14 protein-coding genes are annotated in these 15,257 nt (G+C 66.4%); 11 read left to right on the top strand and 3 right to left on the bottom strand.

Going from position 1 to position 15,257, the window contains the following annotated elements:
• Position 1 precedes the first annotated feature (1 nt).
• Genes BZF61_RS10185 through BZF61_RS10160 form a run of 6 tightly spaced genes read left to right on the top strand, consistent with a single transcriptional unit; the run spans position 2 to position 5,535 of the window.
• Positions 2-1,069, top strand: a complete 1,068-nt coding sequence (locus tag BZF61_RS10185; protein ID WP_425429621.1) for a flagellar basal body P-ring protein FlgI — start codon at positions 2-4, stop codon at positions 1,067-1,069.
• On the top strand, positions 1,066-1,383 hold the full coding sequence (locus tag BZF61_RS10180) for a hypothetical protein (RefSeq protein ID WP_086618997.1): 318 nt from the start codon (positions 1,066-1,068) through the stop codon (positions 1,381-1,383). The genes BZF61_RS10185 and BZF61_RS10180 overlap by 4 nt, the downstream gene beginning before the upstream one ends.
• Positions 1,383-2,726, top strand: a complete 1,344-nt coding sequence (flgK, locus tag BZF61_RS10175) for a flagellar hook-associated protein FlgK (RefSeq protein ID WP_086618995.1) — start codon at positions 1,383-1,385, stop codon at positions 2,724-2,726. The genes BZF61_RS10180 and flgK overlap by 1 nt, the downstream gene beginning before the upstream one ends.
• Before the next feature lie 16 nt (positions 2,727-2,742).
• Positions 2,743-3,663, top strand: coding sequence for a flagellin N-terminal helical domain-containing protein (locus tag BZF61_RS10170; RefSeq protein WP_086618994.1), 921 nt, complete (start codon positions 2,743-2,745; stop codon positions 3,661-3,663).
• A gap of 24 nt (positions 3,664-3,687) precedes the next feature.
• Complete coding sequence (gene motA, locus BZF61_RS10165) at positions 3,688-4,551, top strand: flagellar motor stator protein MotA (protein ID WP_086618992.1); 864 nt, start codon at positions 3,688-3,690, stop codon at positions 4,549-4,551.
• Positions 4,552-4,560: 9 nt separating this feature from the next.
• Complete coding sequence (locus BZF61_RS10160; protein WP_086618991.1) at positions 4,561-5,535, top strand: flagellar motor protein MotB; 975 nt, start codon at positions 4,561-4,563, stop codon at positions 5,533-5,535.
• A 110-nt stretch (positions 5,536-5,645) separates the two neighbouring features.
• Here BZF61_RS10160 and BZF61_RS10155 read toward each other — a convergent pair whose 3' ends face one another.
• The 3 genes from BZF61_RS10155 to BZF61_RS10145 all read right to left on the bottom strand — a co-directional run bounded on the left by BZF61_RS10155 (position 5,646) and on the right by BZF61_RS10145 (position 8,917).
• Complete coding sequence (locus BZF61_RS10155) at positions 5,646-6,470, bottom strand: SDR family oxidoreductase (protein WP_086618990.1); 825 nt, start codon at positions 6,468-6,470, stop codon at positions 5,646-5,648.
• Positions 6,471-6,473: 3 nt separating this feature from the next.
• Positions 6,474-7,613 carry an acyl-CoA dehydrogenase family protein gene (locus BZF61_RS10150; protein ID WP_086618989.1) on the bottom strand — a complete coding sequence of 380 codons (1,140 nt, stop codon included), beginning with the start codon at positions 7,611-7,613 and terminating at the stop codon, positions 6,474-6,476.
• A gap of 110 nt (positions 7,614-7,723) precedes the next feature.
• Entirely contained in the window at positions 7,724-8,917 is a 1,194-nt protein-coding gene (locus BZF61_RS10145) for an acyl-CoA dehydrogenase family protein (RefSeq protein ID WP_086618988.1), read from the bottom strand.
• Between the two features lie 215 nt (positions 8,918-9,132).
• Here BZF61_RS10145 and BZF61_RS10140 point away from each other — a divergent pair, with 215 nt between their 5' ends.
• From BZF61_RS10140 to dapD, 5 genes are all read left to right on the top strand, one after another.
• Positions 9,133-10,566, top strand: coding sequence for an MFS transporter (locus BZF61_RS10140; RefSeq protein ID WP_051220900.1), 1,434 nt, complete (start codon positions 9,133-9,135; stop codon positions 10,564-10,566).
• 75 nt (positions 10,567-10,641) lie between these two features.
• Complete coding sequence (locus BZF61_RS10135) at positions 10,642-11,979, top strand: acyl-CoA dehydrogenase family protein (RefSeq protein WP_086618987.1); 1,338 nt, start codon at positions 10,642-10,644, stop codon at positions 11,977-11,979.
• 143 nt (positions 11,980-12,122) lie between these two features.
• Complete coding sequence (locus BZF61_RS10130; protein WP_086618986.1) at positions 12,123-13,211, top strand: Zn-dependent alcohol dehydrogenase; 1,089 nt, start codon at positions 12,123-12,125, stop codon at positions 13,209-13,211.
• Positions 13,211-14,281 carry a phosphotransferase family protein gene (locus BZF61_RS10125; protein WP_086618984.1) on the top strand — a complete coding sequence of 357 codons (1,071 nt, stop codon included), beginning with the start codon at positions 13,211-13,213 and terminating at the stop codon, positions 14,279-14,281. Before BZF61_RS10130 ends, BZF61_RS10125 begins: the two co-directional genes overlap by 1 nt.
• A gap of 62 nt (positions 14,282-14,343) precedes the next feature.
• Positions 14,344-15,180, top strand: coding sequence for a 2,3,4,5-tetrahydropyridine-2,6-dicarboxylate N-succinyltransferase (dapD, locus tag BZF61_RS10120; RefSeq protein ID WP_086618983.1), 837 nt, complete (start codon positions 14,344-14,346; stop codon positions 15,178-15,180).
• Positions 15,181-15,257: the final 77 nt, after the last annotated feature.

The following is a 15,257-nucleotide window of genomic DNA, read 5'->3' as shown; positions in this document are numbered from 1 at the left end:
GATGATCGCCGGGCAGGTCCCCGCGCCTGCCGCGGCCGAGCGCATCCGCGACCTCGGCCAGTTCGAGGGGCTGCGCGCCAACCAGCTGACCGGCTACGGCGTTGTCGTCGGCCTTCAGGGCACGGGCGATAACAACCTGCAATATGTGACCGAGGCTATGAAGGGCGTCTCGGGCCGGCTCGGGCTGCAATTGCCGCCCGGGATCAGCCCGATCCTGCGCAATGCCGCCGCGGTGATCGTCACCGCTGAATTGCCGCCCTTCGCCAAGCCGGGGCAGCGGATCGACATCACCGTTTCGACGCTGGGTCAGGCGCTGAGCCTTCGGGGCGGGGCGCTGATCCTCACCCCGCTTTATGGCGCGGACGGGCAGATCTATGCCATGGCGCAGGGCAATGTCGCCGTCGGCGGGCTTGGCGTCACCGGGCGCGACGGCTCGCAGGTCTCGGTCAATGTCGCAACCGTTGGCCGGATCGCCGGTGGGGCCACGGTCGAGCGCGCGGTATCAACCGGGTTTGATCAGTCCCCCACCTTGCGCTTCAACCTGCACCAGGCCGATTTTCTCACCGCTGCGCGCGTCCGCGATGCGATCAACGCGCGCTATCCGGGCATTGCCACCATCGCCGACGGGGTGAGCATCGAACTCGCCCTGCCGCAGGGCAATGATCCGCGTTCGGCGGTGATGGCCGAGATCGAGATGCTCGCCGTCACCCCCGCACCCGTCGCGGCGCGGGTGATCGTCAACAGCCGCACCGGCACGGTGGTGATCAATGATGCGGTGCAACTCTCGCCTGCCGCGGTGAGCCACGGCAAGCTGGTGATCCGGATCGAGGAGAACCCGGTGGTGGTGCAGCCCGCCCCCTTCAGCCGCGGTCAGACCGTGGTGGAGGAGGCGACCGACATCACCGTAGAGGAAACCGCCCAAAGGGTTGCCTACATGCCCGGTGCAGCCTCGCTCTCCGAGATCGTCGATGCGCTCAACCTGCTGGGCGTCGGCGCGTCCGATCTGGTGGTGATCCTCGAAAGCCTCAAGCAGGCAGGCGCGTTGCAGGCCGAAATGGTGGTGCTATGACCGGCCTGTTCGCCTCCCTCCCCGTTTCTCGTGCGCTTGGCCCCGCAAGCAGCTCGGCGCTCTCGCCAGAGCGCGCCGAGCTGCGTAAGGCCGCGGAAGGCTTCGAGGCGATCATGATCCGCACGCTGCTCGCCAGCGCGCGCGCGGCCAGCTTCGCCGAGGAAACCCCGCTCACCGGCGGGGGGATGCAGCAGTTCGAGGCGATGCGCGACGAACACTTTGCCGATCTCGCCGCCGCCAGCGGCGCCTTCGGATTTGCCCGCAGTATCGAGGCGAGCCTCGCGCAATATCTTCCTGCCAGGGGTGACGGTTAATGCCTTCTGCGATCTTCACCATCGGCCGCTCGGGCCTCACCGCATCTCGCCTCAGCCTCGAGCTGACCGCGCAGAACATCGCCAATGCGGTCAACCCTGACTATTCGCGGCGCACGTTGACCCAGGGCGAGCTGGTGATGACCGGCAATATCGGCATCGGCGCCTCGGCGGATTCGCTCGGCGGCATCCGTCCCGGCGTGGTCATACGCGCCGAAAGCGCGCTGGTGCAGCGCCAAGCGCGCGATGCCTCCGCGGCTTTGGCCGCAGCCGAAGCCGAATTCTTCGCCCTGCGCGAGGCCGAGAGCGCGCTTGAAACATCAGGATTGTTCACCGGACTCGTTGAATTCGAAGCTGCGCTCACTCGGCTGGAAGGCAATCCGCTCGAACCTGCGCTGCGGATTGCCGCGCTCGAAAGCGCGCGCCAGATGGCGGGCAATTTCCGCGTCGCCAGCGGCACGCTCGCCAATGCCCGCAGCCTCGTGCAGGCCGAGGCGGCGGCCGGAGTGCTGAGCGTCAACGCACGCGCCGCCGATTTGGCCGAGGTCAACCGCAAGCTGGTTGCCGCGCGCGAGGGCACGGCGGGGCACGCGGCGCTGCTCGATGCGCGCGACAAGGCGCTGCGCGGGCTGGCCGAACAGTTTGGCATCGCCACCACCATCAACCCCAACGGCACCGCCGATGTCATCATCGATGGCGTTCCGGCAGTCGCGCTGGTGACCGGCGGCGTGGCTGCAAACATTGCCCTCGGTCTCGATCCTGACGGCACGCTTGCCTTCGATCTGGGCGGCACCCCCTTTGCCCCTGCGGGCGGGGCCATGGCCGGACGCGCGGCGGCGCTGACGGAGATGGCCAGGCTCCAGGGCGGGATCGATGGCCTCGCCGCTTCGGTGATCGCCATCGCCAATGCCGCCCAAGCCGCGGGCGTGGACGCGGCCGGCAACCCGGGCGGGCAATTTTTTTCCGGTTCGGGCGCGGCCGATATCGACCTTGCGCTGACGACGGCCGAAGGGCTTGCCACAGCACCCGCAGGGGCGCCCGCAGGCAGCCGCGATACCGCCAATCTTGGCGCGCTGCTCGGGGCGCTCGGGGCCGAAACCGGTCCCGCCGCCGGAGCCGACGCGCTGCTGCTGGGGCTCTCCAGCCGCGTCGCCGCGCTCGACACGCGCCGCGAAGGCCTCGGCGTCGTCGCGGCCAGCGCCGAGGCCGAGCTGCTGCGCGAGACCGGGGTCGATCTCGATACCGAGGCCGCCAATCTGGTGCGGCTGCAACAGGCCTTCGAGGCCAACAGCCGGGTGATCCAGGTCGCCACCGAAATCTTCGACACCCTGCTGGGCCTCAGGTGATCGGGAGCCGCGCGCCATGAGTTTCGTCAGCACTTCGACCGTATCCTTCTTCAACCGCTCGCTCGCCCAGATGGCCGAGCTGCGCGGGGCAATCGAACGCACCCGAACGCAGATCGCCACTGGCCAGCGCCTCGAACGCGGCTCGGACGATCCCGCCGCTGCCGCGCAACTGCGCAGCCTCGCGCGGCGCGATGCGCTGGCCGCCATGGAACGCGAAAATGCCGCGCGGCTCGGAGAAGATCTGGCCGCTGCCTCGACCGAAGTCGAAGCCGTCACGGCACTGCTCCAGCGCGCGCGCGAGCTGGCAGTACAGGCGGCCAGCACCCCCACCGGCGCGGACGGGCGGCGGGCGATCGCCTTCGAACTCCAGCAGCTCAACGAGGAGCTGTTCAGCCGCGCCAATGGCACGACGCTGACGGGTGAGCCGCTGTTTGCCGGCCAGTCCTCTGATCCGGCCTTTGTCCGGGATGGCTCCGGCAATGTCAGCTATGCCGGTACGCCCGAAAGCGGGGCGGTGCCGGTTGCACCTGGCACAGCGATCGAGCGCGGCCTGCCCGGCAGCGAGGTGTTCGAATTCGTGTCAGGCGGAATGCCCACCAGCGCTTTTGCCGTGCTTGGCGGACTCGTCGCGGCCCTCAATGGCGGCTCGCCCGATCCGGCCGGGGCTGCGCTCGCCGCGTTAGAGGGGATCGATGCCGCGCTTGATACCACCAGTCGCGCGCAGACGATCCTCGGCACCCGCATGGCGTGGGTCGAACAGGTGCAGGAGCAGCAGGCCGATCGCGGCGTGACGCTGGCCGAGCGCCGCAGCCGGGTGGGCGATACCGAGATCGCCGAAGCGATCGCGCGGCTCCAGCAATCGCTCACCGCACTCGAGGCGAGCCAGGCCGCCTTCGCGCGGGTGAGTTCGCTCTCGCTGTTCAACGCGCTGCGCTGACAGGTTGCAAGGGAGAAGTCACACGTGTTCGTAGCCATCGGAATTGTCGTGCTGCTGGTGATGGTGTTCGGCGGCTTCCTGCTTGCGGGGGGCGCGATCGGCCCGGTGCTGGCGGCCTTGCCGTTCGAATTCATGATGATCGGCGGTGCCGCGGTCGGTGCGACGGTGATCGGCAATTCGATGCACGAAATCAAACTGCTGGGTGCAGGTCTGGTCAAGGTATTCAAAGGGCCGAAATACACCGATGCGGATCACATCGATGCGATCGCGCTGACATCGAAGCTGATGAAGCTGCTGCGTGCCGAAGGGGCCGTGGCGCTCGAAAGCCATGTCACCGAGCCGGGTTCCTCGGCGATCTTCTCCGAATATCCGCGCTTGCAGAAAGATCCCGCCGTGACGGCGATGATCTGCGATCCCTTGACGCTGATAGTGGTCTCATCCGGCACGCTCGATACCCATGCGGTGGAAGAGGTGATCGACAATGCAATCAAGACCCAGCTGCACGAGTTGGACGAACCGGCGCACATGATCCAGTCGCTCGCTGACGCGCTGCCCGCGCTGGGGATCGTCGCAGCGGTGCTGGGGATCATCAAGACCATGGGCGCGATCGACAAGCCGCCCGAGATCCTCGGCCACATGATCGGTTCGGCGCTGGTGGGGACGTTCCTCGGCGTGCTGCTCGCCTATGGCTTCGCCTCGCCGCTGGGCAGCAGGCTCAGGCAGATCAACACCCATGACCAGCAGATCTTCCATTCGATCAAGCAGGTGATCATCGCGAACCTGCACGGCTATCCGCAGCCGTTGGTGCTGGAGGCCGCGCGCTCGGGCCTGCCGCCCGCGCATCGCCCGAAGCTGACCGATCTGCTCGACATGATGCGCGGGCGCTAGGGCGGCACGATGGCCCTGTCCGATCCCACTCAATCCGGCGAGGGCGCGGCGGCCACGCTTCCGGCGCCGATCATCGTCAGGAAAGTGACCATCGTCGCGGGCGGGCACCACGGTGGGGCGTGGAAAGTCGCCTATGCCGACTTCGTCACCGCAATGATGGCCTTTTTCCTGCTTCTGTGGCTGCTGGGTGCGACCGAGGAAAAACAGCGCAAGGGCATCGCCGATTATTTTACGCCCACGCTGGTGAAGCTGCGTCAGGAAAGCGCTGGTTCGGACGGGCTGCTGGGCGGATCCTCGATCACCGACGCCGACAACTATCCCAATGCCATGGGTCAGACCGGCACGCGCGCGATCACGATCCCGCGCGGGGTCACCGGCGGGCCGGTGGAGGGCGGCGGTCGCGGTGAACTCGACTCCGAAAAGCTCAGGGAATTGCGGGACAAGATCGACAAAAAGCTGGTCCAGCGCCGCCAGCTCTCGCACCTTGCGCGTCAGGTGCGGGTGATGCGCGCGCCCGAGGGGATCCGCATCGACCTGATGGACAATGCCGATTTCTCGATGTTCGAACTGGGCACGACGATCCTGACCAAGCAAGCGCGCGGCCTGCTGGAGGTCATGGCCGAGACCCTCGCGGACGAGCGCGCGCCGCTGATCCTGCGCGGCCACACGGATTCACTGCCATGGCGCAGCGGGGTCACGGCGAACAATTGGTCGCTCTCGACCGGCCGCGCCGAGGCCACCCGGCAGGCGCTGGTGCTGGGCGGCGTGCCGATGACGCGCATCGCCCGGATCGAGGGCGTGGCCGACACGGAGCCGCTTGTCGCCGAAAATCCCGCTGATCCGAGGAACCGCCGCATCTCGCTGCTGTTGCTCGACGGCGCAGCGGGTGGCGGCGGACGAAGCGGGCCCGTGCGCAGCGCCGCAGCCGGAGCGATCACCAAGCGCCCCGCGCAGGTCACCCCCGCCCGGCCGCAGGAGCCCTAGCCACGCCGTTTTCCAGCGCGCCAGAATCGAATCGTGTCACGCGCTGGCAATGCCCAGGCGCCTTCCGCAATGTCCGGTGCCCGTGGTGGCCTGCGCCTCCGGAAGCAGAATCAATGCCCGCCCGAAGGATCGGCGAAGTGGCTCGGTAGGTGGGCGTTGACCACCCCGCCGTCGACCGTCAGCGTCTCGCCCACGACGTAGTCGCCTGCGCGGCTGCACAGGTAGATCGCGGCCGCGGCCATGTCCTCCGGCGTGCCGATGCGCTTGGCCGGGATTCCGGCGGCGCTGGTCTCGGGTGCGTTCTTGGCGGCCCGGTTCATCTCGGACGGGAAGGCCCCCGGCGCGATCGAGGTGACGACGATATTGTCCTGAATCAGCCGCGCGGCCATGCGCCGGGTGAGCTGGATCACGCCCGCCTTGCTGGCCTGGTAGGCATAGGTTTCCCAAGGGTTGATGCGCAGGCCGTCGATCGAGGAGACGTGGATCACCTTGGCCGGATGGCCTTGCTTGCCACCTTCGACCAACAGATCATGGAGCTTCTGCGTGAGGAAGAACGGGGTCTTGACGTTGAGGTCCATGGTGCGGTGCCAGCCCGCTTCGCTGAACTCCAGATAGGGCTGGCCCCAGGCCGCCCCGGCATTGTTGATGAGGATGTCGAGCCGGCTTTCGCGCGCCTTCATTTCGTTGGCGAGGCTGACAATCCCGTCCATCTGGCTGAGGTCGGCAGGGATGCCGATCACCCTTGGATTTCCTTGGGCGTCGGCGCCGAACTCATCGATGGTTGCCTGCATCTGCTCGATCTTGCGCGCCGAGATGTAGACTCGCGCACAGCCTGCCGCGAGGAGGCCTTCGACGAACATCTTGCCGATCCCGCGGCTGCCGCCGGTGACGAGGGCAATGCGCCCTTCGAGGCTGAAAAGTGATTGAATGTCCATGATTTAGTATCCGCTCAAGGTCGCCACGCGGTTGGCGTGGAAATAGGCATCGCCCAGGAATTCGGCCAGCGCGCGGTCGCGCTTCATGTAAAGGCCGATGTCGTATTCGTCGGTCATGCCGATGCCACCGTGCATCTGCACACCTTCCTGCACCGCCAGCCGCGCGGCCTTGGCGACCTTGGCCTTGGCGACGCTGGCCATCAGATCGGCGCTTTCGGCGCCGGCGTCGAGCAGTTGCTGCGCCTTGATTGTCACCGCGCGGGCAATCTCGACCTCGGAATAGAGGTGGCTTGCGCGATGCTGGAGCGCCTGAAATTCGCCGATCAAACGCCCGAACTGCTTGCGCTGCTTGAGATAGTCGATGGTCATGTCCATCGCGCCGCGGGCAACGCCCACCCCTTCTGCCGCCGCGCCGACGCGGCCTGCGAGCAGCATCGCGTCGAGCACGGCGCGCCCGCCGTCGATCTCGCCGATCACGGCATCGCCATCGAGTTCGACACCATTGAACTTGGTATGGGTTGCCATCGAACTGTCAACCAGACGCACATGATCGTGCGACAAGCCGCGCGCGTCCTTGGGCACGGCGAACAAGGTGATGCCCTCGTCATCCTCATCCGCACCCGAGGTGCGCGCGGCGACCACGATCATGTCGGCACTGCCGCCGTGGATGACGAAGCTCTTGGAGCCGGTCAGGCGGAAGCCGTTGCCCGACTTCTCGGCGCGGGTGGCGATGCGCGAGGGGCGGTGCTTGGCGGTCTCGTCGATCGCCACCGCGAATACGCTGTCGCCGGCAATCAGGCCCGGCAGATAACGGCCCTTCAACTCCGCCGAAGCGTGCTTGAGCGCGGTCGCGGCCAGCACCGACGAGGTCAGGAACGGCGAGGGCGTGAGGTTGCGGCCGATTTCCTCGAGCACGATCCCCGCCTCGACATGGCCCATGCCGAGCCCGCCATCGGCCTCGTCCACCAATATCCCGGTGAAGCCCATTTCGGCCATCTGCTTCCACAGGGCGTGGCCGAAGCCGTCCTTGCAGCCCAGGTCGCGCCAGTGGCGCAGCTGCTTGGCGATATTGCCTTCCTCGGCCATGAAGCTGCGCGCAGTGTCGGCGAGCATCGCCTGGTCTTCGTTGTGATACAGGGGCACTGGTTCCCTCCTCTGGTTGCGTCAGCGCTGCTCCGGCGGGGGCCATTCGCACTTGCTCGGCAGAATGGATCCCCGCGCCGGCGCGGATGACGAATTGCTGTTATGTTGTCTCAGGCACCCGGCAGGTTGAGGATGCGCTTGGAAATCACGTTGAGCATGATTTCCGAGGTGCCGCCCTCGATCGAGTTGGCCTTGGTGCGCAGCCAGTTACGGGCCGGCTTGCCCCCGCCGGTCTCCTCGCTCTCCCATTCGAGCGAGCGCGAACCCCCGACGGCCATCATCAGCTCGTGACGACGCTTGTTCAGCTCGGTGCCGACATATTTCATCATGTTGGGCTGGGCCGGATGGGCCTTGCCGACCTTGATCTCGTCCAGGAACTTCTCGCCCATCGCCGCATAGGCCAGCGCATCGACATCGAACATGGCGAGCTCGGCGCGCAAGACCGGATCGATTTCATCGCCGTTCTTTGCCGCAAGGCGCTTCATCGCCGCGCCGATCGCCGCGGCCCGCTCGCTCCCGCCGGCGCCCGAGATCATCTCGCGCTCGTGCCCGAGCAGATACTTGGCCACGTCCCAGCCGCGGTTGATCTCGCCCACATAGGCCGGCACGTCCTCGCCATAGGACTTGGGCACCTTGACATTGTCGAAGAAGGTCTCGCAGAAGGGCGAGGAGCCACTGATCAGCTTGATCGGCTTGGTCGTCACCCCCTCGCTCGCCATGTCGAAGAGCATGAAGGTGATGCCCTGATACTTGTTGGTCTTGTCGGTGCGCACCAGGCAGAAGATCCAGTCGGCCTGATCGGCATAGCTGGTCCAGATCTTCTGGCCATTGACCACCCAGTGATCGCCCTTGTCCTCGCCAAAGGTCTGCAAGCTGACCAGGTCGCTGCCCGAGCCGGGCTCGGAATAGCCCTGGCACCAGCGGATTTCGCCGCGGGCAATCTCGTTAAGGAAGCGGCGCTTCTGCCCCTCGGTGCCGAAATGCAGCAGCGCCGGGCCAAGCATCCAGATGCCGAAGGAGCTGAGCGGTGGGCGGGCATTGATGCGCGCCATTTCCTCGCGCAGCACCTTGGCCTCGGCCGGCGAAAGCCCCGCCCCGCCATATTCCTTCGGCCACGAGGGCACGGTGTAGCCCTTGGCGATCGCCGCCTCGAGCCAGGCCTGCTGCGCCGCGTTCTTGAAGCGCGCGCGGCGGCCGCCCCAATAGATGTCATCCTCGTCGCGCACCGGCTCGCGCATTTCCGGCGGGCAATTCGCCTCGAGCCAGGCGCGGGTTTCGGCGCGGAACGTCTCCAGGTCGGCCATGGCCGATTCTCCTCTCTCTCGGGCCTCACTTGACGCTTACGTTAGTGGCAATTTGTCGGCGGCTGCAAGCGCCGATCTCCCGCCCGGCGATGCCGTAGCGTCAGGCGCGGCGCGATTGACGCGGGGGTCAATCGGTCTAGCATTGCAACCGAAAGTGGAGAGGGAATGGTGAGAGGATTCGCACGGGCGGCACAGGGCCGTGGGGCGGCGCGCGGATGAGCGCGGCTGATGCCAAGGTGCCCTATCGGCTCAAGCTCGCCTATGGCGCCGGGGCCGTTGCCTATGGGATCAAGGACAACGGCTTTGCCGTGTTCCTGCTGATCTTCTACAATCAGGTGATGGGCCTTCCCGCCAACCTCGTGGGTCTGGCGGTGATGGTGGCGCTGGTGATCGATGCCTTCATCGATCCGGTGATCGGCCATTTGAGCGACCGCACCAATACCCGCTGGGGGCGGCGCCACCCCTGGCTCTATGCCTCGATCCTTCCGGTGGGCCTGTCGTGGTTCATGCTCTGGCACCCCCCCGCCTGGGGGGAGACCGCGATGCTGGTCTATCTCACCTGCGCGGCAATCCTGGTGCGCACCGCGATCGCCTTGAACGAGGTGCCCTCGCTCGCGATGCTGCCCGAGATCACCCAGGACTATCACGAGCGTACCGATGTGATCCGCTACCGCTTCCTGTTCGGCTGGGCGGGCGGGCTGCTGCTGCTGTTCCTCGCCTATGGGGTGTTCCTCGCGCCCACGCCCGAGCAGCCGGCCGGGCTGCTGCGGCGCGAGGGCTATGATGCCTATGCCTGGGCCGGCGTGATCCTGATGACCGTGGCGATCCTCACCGTCTCGCTCGGCACCCATCGCGCGCTCGCCCGGCCCCCGGCCAAGCTGCCCCCGCGCCTGCCATTGGCAGAGGAGCTCAAGGCGATGCGCCGCACGCTGCGCAACCCCGCCTTCCTCACGCTGATGGGCGCCGGGGTGTTTGCCTATGCCAACCAGGGGCTGAACTTTGCCACCAGCACCTACATGCAGACCTATGTGTGGGAGTTTCCCGGCTGGGCGCTGGCGGTGTGGCCGGTCACCCTGCTTGCCGGGGTGGTGATGGGCTTCGTGCTCGCCCCGATCGTCTCGCGCCGCTGGGGCAAGAAGAACGCCGCGGCGATCATGGCGGCGCTGGCCATGGCCATCGGCCTTGCGCCCTATGTGCTGCGCCTTGCCGGCCTGTTTCCGGCCAATGGCGAGCCGGCCACGCTGCCGCTGTTCCTCGGCTTTGCCACGCTGGCAACCGGCATCGGCGTGTGCCCGATGATGCTCACCGGATCGATGCTGGCCGATGTGGTCGAGGATTCGGAGATCAAGACCGGCCACCGCGAGGAAGGCCTGTTCTTTGCCGGGATGCTGTTCATGCAGAAATGCGTCACCGGGCTTGGCACCTTTGCCGCCGGCAGCCTGATCAGCGCGGTGGGCTTTCCCGCCAATGCCCAGCCCGGCGCGGTCGATGGCACGGTGATCGAGCGGCTGATGCTGCTCTACACCCTGCTCACCGCGATGCTGGTGAGCGGGGCGGTGCTGGTGTTCCTGCGCTTTCCGCTGGGCGAGGCGGACCATGCCGATCGCCTCGCCCGGCTCGGGGCGACGCGGGCGCCGCCGCACAAATGAGAGCTTGGCGCCCGGCGGATGCTCTGCCACGCTCGGGCGCGGATTCGATGGCAATCACGGACGAGAGGACTTTTCATGGATTTCGAGCCTACCGAGCGGCAGGTCTATTGGCGCAACCGCGTGCGCGACTTCATCGAGGCGCATGTGCGCCCCAACATGAAGACCTATGAGGAACAGGACCGCGCGGGCGAGCGCTGGAAGGTGCTCCCGATCGTCGAGGAGCTGAAGGCCAAGGCCAAGGCGCAAGGCATCTGGAACCTGTTCATGCCGCCGCGCAACGACAGCCATCACCATGTCGATGACAGCTTCGAATTCGAAGGGCCGGGCCTGACCAATCTCGAATATGCCCTGTGCGCCGAGGAGATGGGCCGCATCGGCTGGGCGAGCGAGGTGTTCAACTGCTCGGCGCCCGATACCGGCAACATGGAGGTGTTCCACCGCTACGGCACCCGTGAGCAGAAGGAAGCCTGGCTGCGCCCACTGATGAACGGCGAGATCCGTTCGGCCTTCCTGATGACAGAGCCTTACACCGCCTCGTCGGACGCGACCAATATCGAGACCCGGATCGAGCGCGACGGCGATCACTACGTTATCAACGGGCGCAAGTGGTGGTCTTCGGGCCTCGGCGATCCGCGTTGCAAGATCGCGATCGTGATGGGCAAGACCGATTTCAGCGCCCAGCGCCACGCCCAGCAGTCGATGGTGCTGATGCCGATCGACAGCCCCGGTGTGAACATCATCCGCCACCTGCCGGTCTTCGGCTATGACGATGCACCACACGGCCACATGGAAGTCGAACTGGTCAACGTGCGCGTCCCCGTCACCAACATGCTGCTGGGCGAAGGCCGCGGCTTCGAGATCGCGCAAGGGCGGCTCGGGCCGGGCCGCATCCACCATTGCATGCGTACCATCGGGGTGGCCGAAGAGGCGCTGGCCAAGATGTGCCGCCGCCTGCAGGAGCGCGAGGCCTTCGGCAAGCCGATCTACAAGCACTCGGTTTGGGAGGAGCGCGTGGCGCGCGCGCGCATCGATATCGAGATGACCCGGCTCTTGTGCCTTAAGGCTGCCGACATGATGGACAAGGTCGGCAACAAGGCCGCCAAGCAGGAAATCGCGATGATCAAGGTGCAGGCGCCCACCATGGCGCTGAAGATCATCGACGATGCCATCCAGGCCCATGGCGGCGGCGGCGTGTCGGAGGACTATGGCCTCGCCTCGGCCTATGCCCACCAGCGCACCTTGCGCCTTGCCGACGGGCCGGATGAAGTCCACGCTCGCTCGATCGCCCAGATGGAATTCGCCAAGCACGCGCCCGTCCCCGGCCCGACCGCCAACGCCCTGCGGGGCAACCACGGGCGCGCCGCCAATGACGGCCAGAGCTTCAGCTCGGGCGACATGGGCGTGGCGCGCTAGGCAAGAGTCTCCCCTTTCCCTTGTGCGGGAAGGGGCGGGGGTGGGCATGGGCCCGCAAGGGACCACCCCGCAGCGAACAGGACTTGCGAGGCAGGCCCACGTCTCGCTCGCCTCCCGCAGGCGGGAATGGACAAGGAAATGACATGGCAAAAGCCGCAATCCTCGAAACCCCTGGCCAGGGCCTTCACATTGCCGAAGTGACCTATGCCGAGCCCGGCCCGCATGAGGTGCTGATCGACACCAAGGCCTGCGGGCTGTGCCATTCGGATCTGCACTTCATCGACGGACACTATCCCCACGCTCTGCCCTGCATTCCGGGGCACGAGGCGGCGGGGATCGTGCGCGCGGTCGGCAGCGAGGTTCGCACCGTGAAGCCGGGTGATCACGTCGTCTCGTGCCTTTCGGCCTTCTGCGGCCACTGCGAGTTCTGCGTGACGGGCCGCATGGCGCTGTGCCTTGGTGGCGATACCCGTCGTCAGAAGGGCGAGACGCCGCGCATCGCCTTTGCCGATGGGGCGCCGGTCAACCAGATGCTCAACCTCTCCGCCCTGTCGGAGCAAATGCTGATCCACGAGCACGCCTGCGTCGCGATCGACAAGGCGATGCCGTTCGATCGCGCCGCGCTGCTCGGCTGCGCGGTGACGACCGGCGCGGGCACGATCTTCAACGCCTGCAAGGTGACCCCCGGCGAAACCGTGCTGGTGGTCGGTTGCGGCGGCGTGGGTCTGGCCGCGATCAACGCGGCCAAGATCGCCGGAGCAGGCAAGATCATCGCCGCCGATCCGCTGCCCGAGAAGCGTGCGCTGGCCGAAGTGCTGGGCGCGACCCACACCGTGGATGCGCTTGATCCGGATGCGGCCAAGCAGATCATCGCCATTTCGAACGGCGGGGTCGACTGGGGGATCGAGGCGGTCGGTCGGCCGGCCTCCGCCGATCTTGCTGTCGCCTCGCTGCGGCGCGGGGGCACGGCCGTGATCCTCGGCATGATGCCGCTCGATTGCAAGGTTGGGCTTTCGGCTTTCGATCTGCTGAGCGGCAAGAAGCTGATGGGGGCGCTGATGGGGATGAACCACTTCCCGGTCGACCTGCCGCGCCTCGTCGACTTCTATTTGCGCGGACTGCTCGATCTCGACACAATCATCGCCGAGCGCATTGCGCTCGACCAGGTGAATGAAGGCTTCAATACCATGCGCGCCGGAAATTCGGCCCGCACTGTTGTGGTGTTCGACTGATGGAAATCGATTTCGACAAGGAGATGGTCGGCACGGTCGAGGTGACCGGGAAGGACGCGCTCGACCTCGCTTCACTGACCCGCTGGTTCGAGGCCAATGTCGAAGGCTTCGAAGGGCCGATCAGCTATACCAAGTTCAAGGGCGGCCAGTCGAATCCGACTTACCGGATCGACACGCCCAAGACGTCCTACGTGCTGCGCCGCCAGCCCTTCGGCAAGCTGCTGCCCTCGGCCCACGCGGTCGATCGCGAATATGTCGCGATGACCGGGCTCTATCCCACCGGCTTCCCGGTACCGCGCACCTATGGCCTGTGCGAGGATGTCGATGTCATCGGCGCGAAGTTCTTCGTTATGAGCATGGCCGATGGCCGCTCGTTGTGGAACGGCGCGCTTCCGGGCATGACCCCGGACGAGCGCCGCGCGATCTACAACGCGCTGATTGACACCATCGCCGATCTGCATCTCCACCAGCCCGACGCGATCGGGATGGGCGACTATGGCAAGCCGACCGACTATTGCGCACGCCAGATCGCCCGCTGGACCAAGCAGTACAAGCTCTCCGAAACCGAGCACATGCCTGAGATGGAGCGCCTGATCGAATGGCTGCCGCAGACCGTCCCGCCGCAGCACCGTTCCAGCGTGGTCCACGGCGATTACCGGCTCGACAACGTGATCTTCCACAAGCACGAACCGCGCATCATCGCCGTGCTCGACTGGGAGCTGTCGACGCTGGGCGATCCGATTGCCGATTTCAGCTACCTGATGCTCAACTGGCACAACCCCGCCGATGGCCGCGCGGGGCTGCTGGGGCTGGATATCGCCGCGCTCGGGATCCCCTCGCAGCAGGAAGCGGTCGATCGCTACGTGGCGCGTACCGGCTTTCCGGTGCCGCCCATGGACTGGTACTTCGCCTACAACCTGTTTCGCCTCGCCGGGATTATGCAGGGCATCAAGAAACGGGTGATCGACGGCACCGCTTCCAGCGCCCACGCCCAAGCGATGAGCGATCGCGTGCGACCGCTGGCCGAGCGCGCCTACCAGTTCGCGCTGGCGGCGGGGATGCCTGCGTGACGCTTGCCGAGGCTCTCCTGCGCGGCTAGGCGCGCTGGCGCAATTGTCCGCCGGAGAACGCCATGAGTGATACGCTGATCGCTGCCATCGAAGAGGCTTGGGAGAACCGCGCCGAGATTACGCCGGGGCACGAGGTGCGCCATCAGGTTGCCGATGCGCTGGCGCTGCTCGACAGCGGCGAGGCGCGCGTGGCCGAGCCTGACGGAAAAGGCGGCTGGACTGTCAACCAATGGCTCAAGAAGGCGGTGTTGCTGAGCTTCCGGCTCAGTGACAACCGCGTCATGGATGGCGGCGCGGCAGGCGCGCCGGCCTATGACAAGGTGTCGCTGAAGTTCGCCGGCTGGGGCGAGAACCGTTTCAAGCAAGCCGGCTTCCGGGTGGTGCCGGGCGCGGTTGTCCGTCGCGGCGCGCATATTTCCAAGGGCGTGGTGCTGATGCCATGCTTCGTCAACATCGGCGCTTACGTTGGCGAGAACACGATGATCGACACCTGGGCAACGGTCGGATCCTGTGCCCAGATCGGTGCCAATGTCCACATTTCGGGCGGCGCAGGGATCGGTGGTGTGCTCGAACCGCTTCAGGCCGAGCCCGTGATCATCGGTGACGGCGCGTTCATTGGCGCGCGCGCGGAAGTCGCCGAAGGCGTGCGTGTGGGCGAAGGCGCGGTGCTTTCGATGGGTGTCTATCTCGGCGCATCGACCAAGATCGTCGATCGCGCCACCGGTCGGGTCTACATGGGCGAAGTCCCGCCCTATGCCGTCGTCGTCCCCGGCTCGATGCCCGGCAAGCCCCTGCCCGACGGCAGCCCCGGTCCCAGTCTCTACTGCGCGGTGATCGTCAAGACCGTCGACGCCCAGACCCGCTCCAAGACCGGCATCAACGAACTGCTCAGGGACTGACGCGGAACCATTTGGCGCCTGTGTAGTTGATTGCCGTTACGGAAGGTGTTTCCGTAACGTCAACAATTGTCGGGAGT

It is taken from the genome of Erythrobacter tepidarius (assembly GCF_002155695.1).
Lineage (GTDB): Bacteria > Pseudomonadota > Alphaproteobacteria > Sphingomonadales > Sphingomonadaceae > Erythrobacter > Erythrobacter tepidarius.
This window is presented reverse-complemented; position numbering and strand designations above follow the sequence as displayed.